10 protein-coding genes are annotated in these 15527 nt (G+C 71.9%); 1 reads left to right on the top strand and 9 read right to left on the bottom strand.

Annotated elements, in window-relative coordinates:
- Positions 1-6 precede the first annotated feature (6 nt).
- The 3 genes from ACFPIJ_RS62315 to ACFPIJ_RS62305 all read right to left on the bottom strand — a co-directional run bounded on the left by ACFPIJ_RS62315 (position 7) and on the right by ACFPIJ_RS62305 (position 5029).
- A complete protein-coding gene (locus ACFPIJ_RS62315) occupies positions 7-2778 on the bottom strand; it encodes a helix-turn-helix transcriptional regulator (protein WP_380129022.1) in 2772 nt (923 codons plus the stop codon).
- Between the two features lie 106 nt (positions 2779-2884).
- Positions 2885-4633, bottom strand: coding sequence for a 2-isopropylmalate synthase (locus tag ACFPIJ_RS62310; RefSeq protein WP_380129021.1), 1749 nt, complete (start codon positions 4631-4633; stop codon positions 2885-2887).
- Positions 4634-4702: 69 nt separating this feature from the next.
- The gene (locus ACFPIJ_RS62305) at positions 4703-5029 is read right to left on the bottom strand and encodes a hydroxyisourate hydrolase (RefSeq protein ID WP_380129020.1); all 327 of its coding nucleotides are present in this window, start codon (positions 5027-5029) and stop codon (positions 4703-4705) included.
- A 285-nt stretch (positions 5030-5314) separates the two neighbouring features.
- Between ACFPIJ_RS62305 and ACFPIJ_RS62300 the strand changes: the two genes are divergently transcribed.
- Positions 5315-5494, top strand: coding sequence for a hypothetical protein (locus tag ACFPIJ_RS62300; protein WP_380129019.1), 180 nt, complete (start codon positions 5315-5317; stop codon positions 5492-5494).
- Positions 5495-5574: 80 nt separating this feature from the next.
- On the opposite strand, the gene ACFPIJ_RS62295 is transcribed toward ACFPIJ_RS62300, so the two are convergent.
- The 6 genes from ACFPIJ_RS62295 to ACFPIJ_RS62270 all read right to left on the bottom strand — a co-directional run bounded on the left by ACFPIJ_RS62295 (position 5575) and on the right by ACFPIJ_RS62270 (position 15377).
- Positions 5575-8724: an AfsR/SARP family transcriptional regulator gene (locus tag ACFPIJ_RS62295; RefSeq protein WP_380129018.1), complete on the bottom strand. Its 3150-nt coding sequence runs from the start codon at positions 8722-8724 to the stop codon at positions 5575-5577.
- A 752-nt stretch (positions 8725-9476) separates the two neighbouring features.
- Positions 9477-9695, bottom strand: a complete 219-nt coding sequence (locus ACFPIJ_RS62290; protein WP_380129017.1) for a DUF5988 family protein — start codon at positions 9693-9695, stop codon at positions 9477-9479.
- 145 nt (positions 9696-9840) lie between these two features.
- Entirely contained in the window at positions 9841-10551 is a 711-nt protein-coding gene (locus ACFPIJ_RS62285) for a 4'-phosphopantetheinyl transferase family protein (protein WP_380129016.1), read from the bottom strand.
- Positions 10552-11072: 521 nt separating this feature from the next.
- Positions 11073-12470 carry an AMP-binding protein gene (locus ACFPIJ_RS62280; protein ID WP_380129373.1) on the bottom strand — a complete coding sequence of 466 codons (1398 nt, stop codon included), beginning with the start codon at positions 12468-12470 and terminating at the stop codon, positions 11073-11075.
- Between the two features lie 151 nt (positions 12471-12621).
- The gene (locus ACFPIJ_RS62275) at positions 12622-13620 is read right to left on the bottom strand and encodes a beta-ketoacyl-ACP synthase III (protein WP_380129015.1); all 999 of its coding nucleotides are present in this window, start codon (positions 13618-13620) and stop codon (positions 12622-12624) included.
- Positions 13617-15377 carry a fatty acyl-AMP ligase gene (locus ACFPIJ_RS62270; RefSeq protein ID WP_380129014.1) on the bottom strand — a complete coding sequence of 587 codons (1761 nt, stop codon included), beginning with the start codon at positions 15375-15377 and terminating at the stop codon, positions 13617-13619. The genes ACFPIJ_RS62275 and ACFPIJ_RS62270 overlap by 4 nt, the downstream gene beginning before the upstream one ends.
- Between the last annotated feature and the right edge of the window lie 150 nt (positions 15378-15527).

Genomic DNA, 15527 nt, shown 5'->3' with positions numbered 1-15527 from the left:
CCACGCTCACGCCTCCAGGCCGCGGCCGAGGTCCAGGCTCGAGGGCAGCTCCGCGCGGCTGGTCACGTTGAGTTTGCGGTATGTCCGGGTCAGGTGCTGCTCGACGGTGCTCATGGTGACGAACAGCTTGTCGGAGATCTCCCGGTTGGTGTACCCCACCGCGGCGAGCGCGGCGACCCGGCGCTCGGCGTCGCTGAGCAACGCGACCGGGCTGGTCGCGGCGACGGCCACCAGCTCCGGGGCGGGTGCCTCGGCGGGGGCCTCGGGCTCGGCGATGCCGAACGGCGCCCGGCACTCCTGCGCCAGGCCCCGCGCCCGGCGGCTGATCAGGCCGGCCCGCCGGGACTCGCCGAGCGCCTCGTAGGTGTCGGTGAGTGCGGCGAGCGTGCGGGCCAGCTCGTACCGGTCGCCGCAGTTCTGCAGGAGGTCGCCCGACTGGCGCAGGAACATCGGCCGGTGCCGGAGCAGGCTCGTCGACGCGAACAGCCGCATCGCGATCCCGCACACCCGGGGCAGCTCCGTCGAGCGGTCGAGCTGCTCCTCGATGAGCTTCGTGGCCTGCTCGGTGCTGCCCATCGCCAGGTACGCCTCGGCCACGTCGAGCCGCCAGGCGATCAGGCCCGGCGAGTCGAGCGCCCACTCGCTCATCAGCCGGCCGCAGCGCTGGAAGTCGCGCAGCGCCAGCGAGACGTGCCCGGTCATCAGGCTGAACCGGCCGCGCGCCTGCAGGTATGACAGCCCGTAGCGGGTCTGGAACATGACCTCCGGCACCGGCTGGTCGAGGCACTGCTGCACCTCGCCGTGCTGGCCCATCGCCGCCCCGGCGAGGATGAGCACCGACAGCGGGCCGCCGACGGCGACGCCCCAGCTGCTCGCCGGGATGATCCGCAGGGCCAGGCGGGCGTGGTCGGCGGCGCTGGACAGCTCGCCGAGGCGCAGGGAGATCTCGGCGCGCACCGCCGCGAGCCGGGCCTGCCGGCTGGGGGCCCGCCGGGCGTACGCCTCCTCCATGAACAGGTCGCACCACGGCGCGGCCTGCTCCGCGTGCCCGGCGTAGGTCAGTGCGAGCAGCCCGCTCTCGACCGTGTCGAGCGTCATCTCGTCGAGGTGCGTGCTGCGCAGGATCCGCTCGACCGCGGCCACCGTGTCCCGGCCCGGGCCGCCCTCGAGCACGTTCGCCAGCACGCTCACCGCGCTGAGGCGGCGGCTGGCCGAGACCGTCGTGACGGCCGGGGCGGGGCGGGCGGACGGCCGGGGCAGCAGGTCCGGGAACTCCGGGTACGTGCAGCGCAGCCACGGCCGGCTGATCGCGAGCTCGGTGACCGTGTCCTGTTCGTCGACCGCCCCCGACTCGCCCAGCCGCTCGAACACCTCCTGCGCGCCGGCGAACTGGCCGTGCCACAGCAATGCCTTCGCCAGCACGATGGCGTCGTTGCCGCGCAGCTGGCCGCGGTACATGCTGTCGGACAGCTGCGTCAGCAGGTTGCCCGACATCGCGGGATTGATCCGCCACTCGGCGCGCAGCAGCATGGTCATGAGCGCGTTGCGGTGCGACTCCTCGCGGCACTCGCGCCAGGCGAGCTTGAGGTAGGCGACGCCGGACTCGACCCGGCCGTCGCGCAGCGCCTGCCGGGCGGCGTCCTCGAGCACCGCCACCGCCCACGGCTCGTCGATCCCGTCGGCGTTGAGCAGGTGCTCGGCGACGACCGCCGGTCCCACGCCACGGTCGTAGGCCAGGACGGCGGCGCGCCGGTGCAGGTCCATGAGCAGCTCGGTGTCGACGTCGGCCAGGACGGCGGCGCGGGCCACCTCGTGGCGGAACCGGCCCAGGCTCAGCACGCCGGCCGCGGTCAGCGACCGGACCACCTGGGACACCAGGGCGGGATCGACGCCGATCAGCCGGTCGACGGCGTCCGGCTCGGACAGCACCGCGAGCCCGCGGGCGATGTGCAGCATCCGCGGATCGCCGCGGTGCAGGCAGGTGACGACCGCCCGGCCGTACGCGTCGCTGACCGCCACCTCCTCGGGCGGGAGCCCCCGCTCGGCCGTGGCTGCGGCGTGGTCCTCCAGCAGCCCGCTGAGGAGCAGCGGGTTGCCGCCGCTGAGGGCGAACCAGTCGGCGCTGAAGCGCTCGGCCGGCGCGGCGCCGACCTGCGCGGCCGCCATCGCGAGCACCCCGTCCTGGGTCAGCGGCCCGAGCCGCAGCCGCGTGCCGTGCGGCGAGCGCAGCAGGTCGGCGTGCAGCGACGTCTCCGCCGAGCGGTCGAACTCCGAGTAGCTGAAGACCGTCAGCAGCTCCGCGAAGCGCACCCGGCGGGCGAGGTAGGCCAGGCACACCAGCGAGGCCCGGTCGGCGTGCTGCACGTCGTCGATGATGATCGCGAGGGGGTACCGCTCGGACAGCTCCAGCAGCACGGTGCACAGCGCGTGCACGATCTGCGCGTCGATCTGCCCGACGCCCTCGCCGGACTGCATGGCGGAGCGCGCACCCTCGTACAACAGGTTCATCGCGCGGTCCCGCTCGTCGGTGGGCAGCGGGGCGTCGCGCAGCAGCTGGTTGAGCAGGCCGAGCGGCAGTTCACGCTCGGCCCGGGACCCGCTGGCCTGGATCGCCAGTGCCCCGAGGTCGACGACCCGCTCGGCGAACATCTTGAGCAGTTCGGACTTGCCGGCGCCGACGGTGCCGGTGACGGCGACGACCCTCCCCCGGCCGGTCACCGCGCCGGCAAGGAACTCCTCCAACATGATCAAAGCCGCGTCCCGCTCCACGGTGTTCACTTTCGACCTCCCCGAATGTCGATTGCTGTGGCTTCATACCTACGATGTGCCGGGCCGGCCTCGGCGCACTATCGGACGGTTATCGATCCACCAGGTCCGCGGCACCTCAGCCCGCCGGAAGGGCGCGCAGCCGGCCGAGCGGCGGGGCCGGGATCCGCTGCGGGGTGGGCCTGGCGATCTGCGCCCGGCGGACCGCCGCGCAGACGGCCGCGTAGGCCGCGCGGGCGGGTTCGGCGTCGATGCCCACGCCCCACCAGCACTCGCCCCGGATCTGGCACGCCGCGTAGACGGCGACCTGGATGTCCGCGGCGTCCGGGGCCACGTCGATGCCGGTGCGGTGCAGCGCACGCACGTCGATGCCCCACAGCCCGAGCGTGGACGTGACCGCCTGGACGGCATCGGCACGGGCCGCGCCGATCGCGAACCCGCCGCCGTCGACGTACAGCTCGGTGGGGACGGTGCGGTGCGCGGCGATCGGCGCGGAGAGCAGCTGCCTGGAGACGTACGACTCGTGGAAGAGGTCGAACAGCCGGGCCGGGCCGAGCTCGCCGCCCTCGGCCTCGGCCACGCGCTGGACCCGACCGGCGAACTCGACCTGCAGCTCGCGTGGCAGGTGCAGGCCGAACCGGGAACTCATCGTATACGCGACGCCGCCCTTGCCGGACTGGCTGTTGATCCGCACCACGCTCTCGAAGGTCCGCCCGACGTCGGCCGGGTCGAGCGGCAGGTACGGGATCTGCCACGGCACGTCATCCTCGCCGGCCGCCGCCACGGCGACGGCGCGGGCCGCGAAGCCCTTGTTGATGGCGTCCTGGTGCGAGCCGGAGAAGGCGGTGTACACCAGGTCGCCGCCGTACGGGTGGCGGGGGTGCACCGGGATCTCGTTGCAGTACTCGACGGTCCGGCGGACCTTGTTGATGTCGCCGAAGTCGATGCCCGGGTCGATGCCCTGGGTCAGCAGGTTGAGCCCGAGGGTCACCAGGCACACGTTGCCGGCCCGCTCGCCGTTGCCGAACAGGCACCCCTCGACCCGCTGCGCGCCGGCCAGCTGAGCCAGTTCGGCCGTCGCGACGCCCGTGCCGCGGTCGTTGTGCGGGTGCACGGACAGGCACACGTGCTCCCGGCGGGAGAGGTTGCGGTCCATCCACTCGATCTGGTCGGCGAACACGTTGGGCGTGGTCCGTTCGACCGTCGTGGGGAAGTTCAGGATGATCGGTCGGCCCGGTCCCGGCTCCCACACGTCCATGACGGCCTCGCAGACGTCAAGGGAGAACTCGAGCTCGGTCTCGTTGAACATCTCGGGTGAGTACTGGAAGCTCAGGTCGCACCCGGCGAGCGTCCGGTCCGCGTACTTCATCATCAGCCGGGTGCCCCGCACCGCGAGGTCCCGGCACTCGTCGCGGGACATGCCGAACACCGTCGAGCGGAACAGCGGTGCCGTGGCGTTGTAGATGTGGATCGTCGCGCGGGGCGCGCCGGCGAGGCTCTCCACGGTCTGGCGCAGCAGCTCGTCCCTCGCCTGCACCAGCACCGCGATGCGGACGTCGTCCGGGATCAGGTCCTGCTCGATGAGCAGCCGCACGAAGTCGTGATCGTCCTGGCTCGCGACCGGGAAGCCGACCTCGATCTCCTTGTAGCCCATCTCCACGAGGAGCCGGAACATCACCAGCTTCCGTTCGGGGGACATCGGACGGACCAACGACTGGTTGCCGTCCCGCAGGTCGGTGGAGAGCCACCGCGGGGCTGCGGTCAGCTGCCGCGCGGGCCAGGCCCGATCAGGCAGGGCCACGCCGGCGGCGGGCAGGTAACGGTGGGCCGGACTGCGATTGCTGTTCACGGCACTTCCTCCTCGCAAGCGGTCGCCCGGGCCGCACGAGGGCAACCGGTGGGCGCGCCGCAGGCACCCCGCACCGGCACAGCCCGCTCATCCGTGCGTCCCGAAGTACATCGAGTACGACGACGGGGCGAGCACCACCTGGATCCGGCAGTTCTCGGCCCGGTCGGCATTGCGGATCGTCACGGTCACGTCGGGGTATGCGGCCGTCACACCGAGCGCAGCGAAATAGAAGTCGCTGTCGAAGACAATGCGGTGTGCACCGGTTTCAAACGTCGTGCCGATCCAGTCGGTGATGAATCCATCGATGTCCGTCTCGCCGGACGCGACCGGCTCCCACACGTTTTCACCGATGCGCTCGATACGAGCGCGAAGCCCGGCGGCGGAACGACCGTAAACGCCGTCCAACGCCTGCACCGAAACTCTCATTTTCCTCACCAACCTGGTTGCATGCGCCCGATGCGGGGTACCGGGTCACCGACGCCACGGCGCATCGAGATGTGTGCAAACAATCGACGACGGCACTATCCAACGATCTTCGGTCCGCTATCGTCGGATCATCGATCCGCTATCGCCGCACTATGATGCTGGCCTGGAAACGTCGAGATAGCGCACCGATGGAAGGCATTCCTACGTTGACTTCATCGCCGGCCGCACCGACAGGCAAGCGGCCGGAACACTCGACGAAGGCAGGTAGAGGAAATGCGTCGTTCACTCAAGATCCGCGCCATCATCGTCACGACCTGCGCCGCAGCGGCCATCATCTTCGCCGGCGCCACCGCCGCCCAGGCGGACGGCCCGGTCGGCACGCCCATTCCGATCCCCTCGAGCCCGTCGCCGAGCCCGTCGTCCAATGGGACCGACCACACGCCCTGGGGCTGAGCCTCCGGCGGCACGGCACGGCCATCAACCCGAACTGAGACCTGGTGTCGTCGCCTGTCCAGACGGCGGCGGCACGGCGGTCAGGCGGACGGGGCCGGCTCGTCCAGTGTCCGCCGCGATTGCTGCGGCACGACGGGCGACCCGGCGGGCGGCACCACGGGCGACACGGTGGGCGACTCGATGCCCTGGATCGTCGCCGACACCGAACCATCATCCACGCCGCGGCTTCCGGCCGCGGCGTATGCGTCTGCGAGCATGCTCAGCGCCTGCGCCTCGAACATGGGGGCCCGCATCCCCCGGAACAACTGCAGCGAGCGCTGCAACCGGCTGACCGCCTCCGTCGGATTCGCCTGCGCCAGGGCCAGCTCGCCCATGGCGAGCAGCACCCGTGCCTCGACCAGCCGCTCCCCTGCGGTGCCGGCCAGCCTGAGCGCCACCTCGAACGTGTCGCCCGCCTTCTGGAACGCCCCCAGGCCCAGGTGCACGGTGCCCAGGCCGTGCAGGGCGTACGCCTCGCCGATCGGGTCGCCGATGTCCCGCACCGCCTCGAGGGCCTGGCCGAACAGTTCGACCGCCGCGGTGTATGAGCGCTCCTGCAGATACAGGCCGCCGAAGCGGTGCAGCACCTGCGCCTCGACCCGGCGGCTGCCGCCGCGCCGGCTGAGGTCGAGTGCCTCGGTGAGCATCTGCTTCGCGGCGTCGACCCGGCCGCTCTCCAGCCGCACCTGCGCCAGGCCGTGCAGGACGTAGGCCGCCGCCACCAGGTCGCCGTCGCGGCGGAAGATCTCCAGCGCCTCCTCGTAGCGGCTCGACGCCCGGCCGAGTTCGCCGCCCATCCGGTCGAGGAACGCGAGGTTGCGCACCGCCTGCGCCTGGCCCTGCTCGTCGCCGACGGCTCCGAACAGCGTGTAGGCGCCCTCGAGCTCCCGGCGCGCATCCCCGAATCGTTGCTCCACGATGGACAGTGAGCCGGTCGAGTAGAGGATGGCGGCCTGCCCGAGCTGGTTGTTGGTCTGCCGGGCGGCGACCAGCGCGATCTCGTGGGTCTCCCGCCAGTCGTTGAGGTACAGCCGGGACTCGAACAGCGTCACGGCGGTGATCGCCAGGTCCCAGCACAGGTCGACGAGGCCGGCCTGCGCGGCACGGCGGATGCCGGCCACGATCGTCGCGCGCTCCCGCTCGAACCACTGCAGCGGCGGCGTGACGAGCTGATCGACGATCCGGTCGGACAGCGGCCACCGCGACGCCGTGCTGCGCAGTTGCAGGAAGTTGCCGCCGTAGACGCGCCGGTGCGCCTCGGAGGACAGGTACAGCAACGCGCCCAGCACCCGCTCGAGCGCCGCGTTGCGGTCCGCGACGCTCTCCTCCACGGCCAGGCGCTCGCGGGCGAAGACCCGGATCAGGTCGTGGAAGCGGTACTGGCTGTGCAGCCCGAGCCCGCCGTCGGTGATCTCCACCAGCTGCGCGTCGGCGAGGCTGTCGAGGAGGTCCTGTGCCTCGTGCAGCGGCAGGTCGAGCAGCGCGGCGCTGACCCAGCCGGAGAAGACGGGCAGATCGACGACGGCAAGCCGCCGGAACAACCGCTTGGCCGCCTCGTCGACCGCGTCGTACGCCAGCGAGATGCTCGCCCGGATGCCCATCCCGCCGTGCTTGAGCTCGTCGAGCCGGCGGGTCTCGTTGGTGAGCCGGTCGACCAGCTGCTCGAGGGTCCACTGCGGGCGGGCCGCCAGCCGGGCACCGGCGATGCGCAGCGCGAGCGGCAGGTGCCCGCACAGCTCGGCGAGGTCCAGGGCGGCGTTGGCCTCGTTGCGGACCCGGCCGATCCCGACGATCCGCGACAGCAGCTCGATCGATTGCCGTGAGTCGAACACCCCGACCTCGACGTGCACCGCGCCGGGAATGCCGGAGAGCCGGTTCTGACTGGTGATCATGACGACCGACAGTGGGGTGCCGGGCAGGAGGGGCAGCACCTGTCCCTCGCTGTCGACGTTGTCGAGCACGATCAGCACCCGCCGGTTGGACAGCAGGTCGCGGTACATCTCCGCGCGCTCGTCCAGGCCGTCCGGCATGGCGTTGCCGGGCACCCCGAGCGTGCGCAGGAACCGCTCGAGCAGTTGCATCGGGCCGACCCGCTGCGAACCCCGGCCGTGCAGGTTCGCGAAGAGCTGCCCGTCGGCGAAGTCGCCTGACACGCGGTGGGCGACGTGGACGGCGAGCGTCGTCTTGCCCACGCCGGGCTTGCCGACCATGACGATGACGGGCACCGCGAGCCGGTCGGGTTCGTCCTGGGCCATCACGCACTGCTGCTGGATCGCGTCGACGTGGCTGCTGCGGCCGGTGAAGTCGCCGATGTCCGTCGGCAGCATGTTCGGCGCGTCCACCGCCTGCGGCGGCGGGGGCGGTGCCGGGGTCCGTGGTTCGAGCGGGGCCACCTCGACCGGCTCGCGCGGCGCGGGCGGCCCGACCGGCACGACGGCGGGGAAGGGCGCGGACAGCTGCAGGGTCGCGTCGGAGGTGAGAATGCCGTGCTCCAGCCGCTGGAGCCACTCGTTGGGCTCGAGGCCGAGCTCCTCGATCATGGTCTGGCGGGCCGAGCGGTACACCTCGAGCGCCTCGGCCTGGCGCCCGGAGCGGTACAGCGCCAGCATGAGCTGCCCCCGCAGCCGCTCCCGCAGCGGGTGCTCGGCAACGAGATCGGTCAGCTCGGCCACCACGTCACGATGCTGACCCAGGCTCAACTCAAGCTCGATGCAGGCCTCGGCGACCGTGATCCGTCGCTCGTTGAGCCGGCCGACCGCGTTGCGCACCAGCGCGCTGTCGATGTCCTCCAACGCCGATCCGCGCCACAGCTGCAGGGCCGCGCGGTAGTGCTGCACCGCCTCCTCGGGCCGCCCCACGTCGCGGGCCCGCCTGGCGTTCGCGACCAGCTCGTCGTGCTGGTGCAGGTCCAGCGTGCCCTGCTGGACCTCCAGCACGTAGCCCTTGGAGCGGGTGATGATGGCCTCTGGCCGGCCGTGCAACGCGAACAACCGCCGCAGCGACGAGACGCAGATCTGGGTCTGTGCGCGGGCGGTCGAGGGGACGTCGTCGCCGTAGACGGCGTCGATCAGCCGGGCGATCGGGACGACCCGGTTGGCCTCCAGTAACAGGCTCGCCAGGACGATCTGCTGCCGTGATCCACCGAGTTCGATGCGGCGACCCCCCGCCAGCGCCTCCAACGGACCGAGCACGCGAAACTCCATGCGAATCCCCCCGTTGCGCGCACGGCCGGGGCATGTCCCCACCAGGCGGCGATCTTCGGGGTGTCGAAACTTGCGCGCTCGGCGCATGGTGCGAGCAATGGCGTGTCCGTCACGCTGGTCCGGTGATCACGGCTGATCATGACCTGTCCCGCACTGGTAGGACGGCAATGGCCTGGGCATGCGGATCCCGCACCGCCGCACATGCCACCGATCGACACCCGGACGGACCGACCGCGCACGACCGGCGTCAATGCGAAGAAGGAATGCGGGTGCGACACCCCAACCTGCCTCTTCGATTCACCCCAGGCCACCCTACGAGGCGGGTAGTTTTCTCGCAACCGGCGAACGATGAATTTCGCAGGCGCCAATTTGCATGGAGGGCCAAAAACGAAGGTTGGTGACATCGTTTCGACACCTCGCGCAACACAATCGTGACACTGCGCGCTGCGCACCCAATTCCGATGGCCGCCGAGGGGCTGACCACGGCAACTCGCGCCGGTGCCGGCAGCCCCTCGACGGCGTGCTGTTGCAGCGCTTTCCCGGCATCACGGGCCGAAACGGCCGGGCAAATACATGATCCGCACGGATAAGTCCGAATAACACCGGAAAGGCGGTTCGCGCCAACCGGCAGGACAAGCGCGTTTTCAGCTGGTACGGGGGCGAATCCGCCGATGAGCCGGACTTCCCGCGCTCAGGCCACGCGGCGAAGGGCAGAGGAACACGATCATCGCCGCACCGACCTACTCCGCGATCCGCGTCCGGCCGGTCCACTGGAAGACGACCGGGGACGCGTCGACGTCACCCGTCGTGACGCGCTCGAAGTGTTCGTAGCCCCCGTAGTACTCCAGCTTGATCTTCAGGTCGGAGGCCGAGGCGCGAGCGTCCCGCATCGCGGGCGGCATGTGCTGCGGCCCACCCTCGAGGCGGACGTAGACCATTTCGCTTACGTAATCTTCCATCACTTTGAACCTCCATCTGGGGTCGGATCACCGCGATTTGAAGATGGCCCGTGAACGACGATGTCCGCCTATTTTCGAATCGCTGTGATGATTCGAAGTTACGCGCGTCACACTGGGGCGCCAACCCGTACCGGTCCCCCTAGTGTTATCGCCCCGCAGCCGCTCGCGACCCGGTCGCGTCGGCGCCGTCGCGCGGCGCGGCGTCCGGGCTCAGCACTGCGATGGCGGTGACGAGCAACCCGTCGCGGGCCACCCACCGGCCGGTGAAGCCCGCGATCCGCAGGCCGCCGACCCGCGCCGGAGAAGTATGCAGCTTGGCGGTGAACGTGCCGTGGTCCGGGTCGATGTGCACCGTCGCGGCGTTGAAGTCCAGGAACCGGTGCGCGACCGGGTACCACGCCTTGTAGACCGACTCCTTCATCGAGAACAGCAGCCGGTCCCAGCACACGTCGCCGGCGGCCCCGAGCCGCCGGTGCTCCTGGCGCTCCTCGGGCAGCGAGATCGCCTCGAACACGCCGCCGGGCAGCGGCTCGTTGGGCTCGGCGTCGATGCCGACCGTCAGGACGTCCTTGCGATACGCCACCGCCGCGGCGCGGAAGCCGAGGCAGTGCGTGATGCTGCCGACGACCGCCGGCGGCCAGCTGGGCTCGCCCCGCTGCTGCGGCACGATCGGCGTCGGGGGCAGCCCCAGGCGGCGCAGTGCCGACCGGGCGCACCAGCGCGCGGTGCCGAACTCAAGCCGCCGTTTCTCGACCGCGCCCGCCACCACCGCCTGCTCCTGCGGGAACAGCGTGATCGGGTGGTCCTGGGTCGTCTCGACGCAGACGACCTGGCTCGGCACCAGCTCCTCGAGCACCGCTCAGCCCTCCAACCGGGCTGACCGGCCGAGCCGGCCGAACCCCGCGGTCAGCGCTACGACCGCACCCGCCGAGGACCCCGGGCAGCGGCGCACGGCTGCGCCCTCCGGCCCGGAAAACGGCCGCTCACAAAGGAATGTTGCCATGGTGACCGCGCCTGGCGGGCGCTTCCGCGGACGCCTCGGCGACCCGCGCCGGTGACGTGGCCAGTTCGACGACAGCAGTCATGGTGTTCTCCCCCCGCTGCGAGTCCGCAGCTGTCGGCAGTACGCGAAGGTGTCGTCGTAGCCGAACGCCGCAGACGTATGACAGGGGCGGAAACCGGCCGACGAGCATCTGATTCGCCACGGCGACCGTATGAATAACAAAGACACCGGTCAACCCCTATCAAACCGGTGGCGATGCCCCGGCAAATGCGTGGCACACCGTTACCGGGATGTTTCGGCGCCGCTATCGATGGGCTATCCGGCGACCACGGGGGTCGGGGGGAAGGGGCCGCCGGCAGGGGTGGGGCATCACGCTACGTGAGGAGGGTCTTCTGTACCTTGCCCATGGCGTTGCGCGGCAGCCGCTGCACGAAGTGGATCCGCCGCGGCCGCTTGTGCGCCGACAGGTGCTCGCCCACGAACCCCGCCAGCTCCCGGGCGCTGACCCCGTCGGCCACGACATAGGCGGTCACCTGCTGGCCCAGGTCGTCATCCGGGACGCCCACGACCGCCGCCTCGCGGACCGCCGGATGGGCCAGCAGCGCGTCCTCGACCTCGCCGGCGCCGATGCGGTAGCCGCCGCTCTTGATGAGATCGGTCGAGGCGCGCCCGACGATGCGGTGCCACCCGTCGGCGCCGATCGCCGCGACGTCCCCGGTGCGCAGCCAGCCGTCCACGGTCCGGGACGCCGCCGTCGCGTCGGGGCGGCGCCAGTAGCCGCTGGACAGCATCGGGCCGCGCACCTGCAGCTCGCCGATGGAGACGCCGTCGCGGGGCAGCTCGGCTCCGTCGTCGTGCACCAGTCTTGTCACCACCCCGTCGACCGGCAGCCCCACGTGCCCCGCCCGGCGTTCACCGTCCGCGCGGCCGCTGACGGTGATGAGGGTCTCGGTCATCCCGTACCGCTCGACGGGCCGGTGCCCGGTCAGCGCCCACAGCCGCTCGAAGACCGGGACCGGCAGGGGCGCACTGCCGGAGACCAGCAGCCGGGCCCGGGCCAGCGCGCGGGCGGCCGAGGGCTCGGCGGCGACGCGCGACCACACGGTCGGCACCCCGAAGTACAGGGTCCCCTGCGCGGCGGCGTACCGCCTGGGGTGGGGGCGGCCGGTGTGCCGCAACGGGCTGCCGATCCGCAGCGGGCCGAGCAGCCCGAGCACGAGCCCGTGCACGTGGAACAGCGGCAGGCCGTGCACCAGCACGTCGGCCGGGGTCCACGCCCAGGCCGCGGCCAGCGCGTCGATACCGGCGGCGAGGGCCGCCCCGGACAGCATGACGCCCTTCGGCGCGCCGGTGGTGCCGCTCGTGTACATGATCATCGCGAGCCGGTCCGGGTCCGCCGGAGGGGGCGCCACGGCCGAGCGGCGGGCCACGTCGACCGGGACCTCCGGCACGCCGGACGGCGGGAGGGCATCGGGGCCGGTGCGCAGCAGCAGCTCCGCGCCGGAGTCGCCGAGCAGGTGCGCGCGCTCCGCGACACCCGAGTCGGGAGGCACCGGGACCACGGTCACCCCGGCGGCGAGCGCGCCGACCATCGCGACGACGGTCTCCAGCGTCGGGGTGGCGTGGATCGCGACCACGCCCGCGCCGGCGACGTCGGCGGCGACCGCGCGCCCGGCGCCGAGCAGGGCCTCCCCGGACAGCGTCCGGTCGGCCACGCACACCGCGTCGGGGCGGTCCAGGGTCCCGTCGCACAGACCGGTCAGCACGTGCACCACCGTTCTCTCCAGAGCGATCGACGCGCGATGCGCCGCGCGGGCGTGGCGGTCGCCCGATCGTAGGGGCGCCACACCCGCACCGGACAACCCCTACGATCCGCCCCGCCGGGGCTTCCGGCCGGTCGGTAGGGGTTGCCGGACGGGCGGATCACGGCAGGCGCACCACCATCGCCGCGTGGGACAGTCCCGCGCCGAAGCCGACCAGCAGCGCCAGGCCTCCCGGGGTGACCGCGTTGTCGGCGAGGAGCGTCTCCAGCGCCAGGGGGATCGACGCGGCCGAGGTGTTGCCGGACCGCTCGACGTCGCGGGCCACCACCACCGGCTCCGGCAGCTGCAGCGCCGCCGCCAGCTTGTTGATGATGCGGACGTTGGCCTGATGCGGCACGAACGCGGCGAGATCCGCCACCGTCAGTCCGGCGGACTGCACCGCGTTCCTGGCGACCGGCGCCATTTCCTGGATGGCCCAGCGGAACACCTCCGGCCCGGCCATCCGCATCCACGGCCAGAAGTCCGGCTTGCCCCGCACGGCCAGCCAGGACTCGTCGTGCGCGATGAGGTCGCGCTTGGCGCCGTCGGCGCCCCACACGACCGGGCCGATCCCGGGCTCCTCGGCCGGACCGACGAGGACGGCGCCCGCGCCGTCGGCGAACAGGAACGCGGTCGAGCGGTCCTTGGGGTCGATGACGTCGGTCATCCGCTCGGATCCGATCACCAGCACGTGCCGGGCCGAGCCGCCCCGGATCAGCGCGTCGGCGACCGCGAGCGCGTGGCAGAAGCCGGCGCACGCGGCGCCGATGTCGAACGCCGCCGCACCGCGCACGCCGATGCGGTGGGCGATCTCCGGTCCGGCGGGCGGCGACTGTTCCAGGTATGACATCGACGCCACCAGGACCGCGTCGACCCGGTCGGGCCCGATGCCGGCCCGCTCCAGTGCGTCCGCGCCCGCCGCGACGCCCATGCTGACCACCGTCTCCTCCGGCCCAGCGAACCGCCGGCACACGATCCCGGAGCGCTGCCGGATCCACTCGTCGGTCGAGTCGATCGGGCCACAGATCTCGTCGTTGTAGACCACGCGCGGCGGCCGGTACACGCCGACGCCCCGGATCCGGCTGCCGGCGGCCGGCGGCGCGGTCAGGACCGCCGTCACCGCTGTGCCCCGGTGACCGCGGTGGAGGGCTGCGGCGTGGCCACGGTGCTCAGCGTGCCGTCGAGGTACGCGGCGCGGCACGCCCGGCGCTGCACCTTGCCGCTGGAGGTGCGCGGCAGGGACCCCCGGCGGATCAGCACGACGTCGGCGACCGGGATCGCGTGCCGGGACTCGACCCTCGCGCAGATGCGCTCGATCAGGTCCTCCGCGGGGGTCTCCTTGAGCACCTTGCCGTTGACCTCCACCACGACGACCAGGTCCTCGACGTCGTCGTGATCCACCGGGAACGCGGCGGAGCAGGACGGCTGCAGGCCCGGGGCGCACCGCTCGACGGTCTGCTCGATGTCCTGCGGATAGTGGTTGCGACCGAAGCGGATGATCACGTCCTTCAGCCGGCCGGCGATGAACAGCTCGCCGTCGTGCAGGAAGCCGAGGTCGCCGGTGCGCAGGTGGCGCGTGCCGAGCTCCTCGCCGGCGATGACGGCGTGGAAGGTCTCGGCGGTCTCCACGGGCTTGCCGAGGTAGCCGGCGGCGACGCACGGGCCGGACAACCAGATCTCGCCGACCTCGTCCGGATGGCAGCGCCGGCGCGTGGCCGGGTCGACGATGGCGACCTCGGTCAGGCCGTCGGGCCGCCCGCAGCCGACCATCGGCGTCGCGTCCCTGGCACCGGCTTCGGCGAACACGACCCGCCGGGCCGACAGTCCCGCCGCCGAGAGCCAGCGCACCCGGGCCGCCTCGCCGGTCCGGCTGCCGGAGACCTTGAGCGTGTTCTCGGCCAGCCCGTAGCCCGGGCATGCCGCGCCCGGGTCGAAGCCGAACGGGGCGAACGCCGTCCCGAACCGCTGGATCGTCGACCAGCGCACCGGCTCGGAGCCGTTGATCGCGGCCCGCAGCAGGGACAGGTCCAGCGTCGGCGGCGCGTCCGGGGCCGCCTGCGCGCACAGCTCGTAGCCGAGGTTGGGCATCGCGACGTGCGTGCCGCGCACCTGCTGGATCCGCTCGAGCCAGCGCATCGGGCGGCGCACGAAGTCGTCCGGCGAGGACAGGAACGCCGGTATGCCCGACCACAGCGGCAGCACGATGCCGAACAGCAGCCCCATGTCGTGGAAGAGCGGGAGCCAGGACACCACCCGGCCGCCGTCCGTGGTGGGCCAGCGGGTCTCCAGATCGGCGGCGTTCGCGCAGAAGTTGCGATGGGTGACCATGACGCCCTTCGGGGTGCCGGTCGATCCCGAGGTGTACTGCAACATCCCGATACCGTCGGGATCCAGTACCCGTGGCAGGAAGGCCGTGGCGTGCCCGTCCGGGACCGTGTCGGTCTCGATCCACATCAGCCCGTGCAGCTCGGGCATGTCGCCGAAGCGTTCCTGGAGCTGCCGGCGGACCTCGGCGGTGGTCAGGATGACCCGGGCGCCGGCGTCGTCGGCCACCGCGCTCACCCGCTGCAGGCCGGTGCGCCGGTTCGGGATCTTGACCGGCGCGGCCGCGACGCCGGCGAGCTGGCAGGCGAGCAGTGCCTTGGGGAACTCGGCCCCGGTCGGAAACAGCAGCACGGCGCTGGAGCCGTCCAGGCACCGGTCGAGCAGGTTCGCCGCCCGGGCCCGGGCGGCGACCTCGAGCTCGCCGTAGGTCACCACCTCCTCGCCGTGCGGCCCGGCGATCGAGTACGCGACGGCGCCAGGAGACTCGGCGGCACGCCGCGCCAGCATTGTCGGCAGGTCGAGAATCTCGGTGCTCGTAAGAATCGATGTCATGATGCGAATCACTCCCCGCAATGTCTGGCCATTCGCGCACGCATTCGACGCGTTTCGTGAATCGTTTGTCTCGACGCATACCGCCATTGAGGAACGTAACAACGCGGCACCCCCTCCCCAACCCCTACGCGGACCCCTCACCGCCGATTT

It is taken from the genome of Dactylosporangium cerinum, from assembly GCF_042653625.1.
GTDB classification, from domain to species: Bacteria; Actinomycetota; Actinomycetes; order Mycobacteriales; family Micromonosporaceae; genus Dactylosporangium; species Dactylosporangium cerinum.
This window is presented reverse-complemented; position numbering and strand designations above follow the sequence as displayed.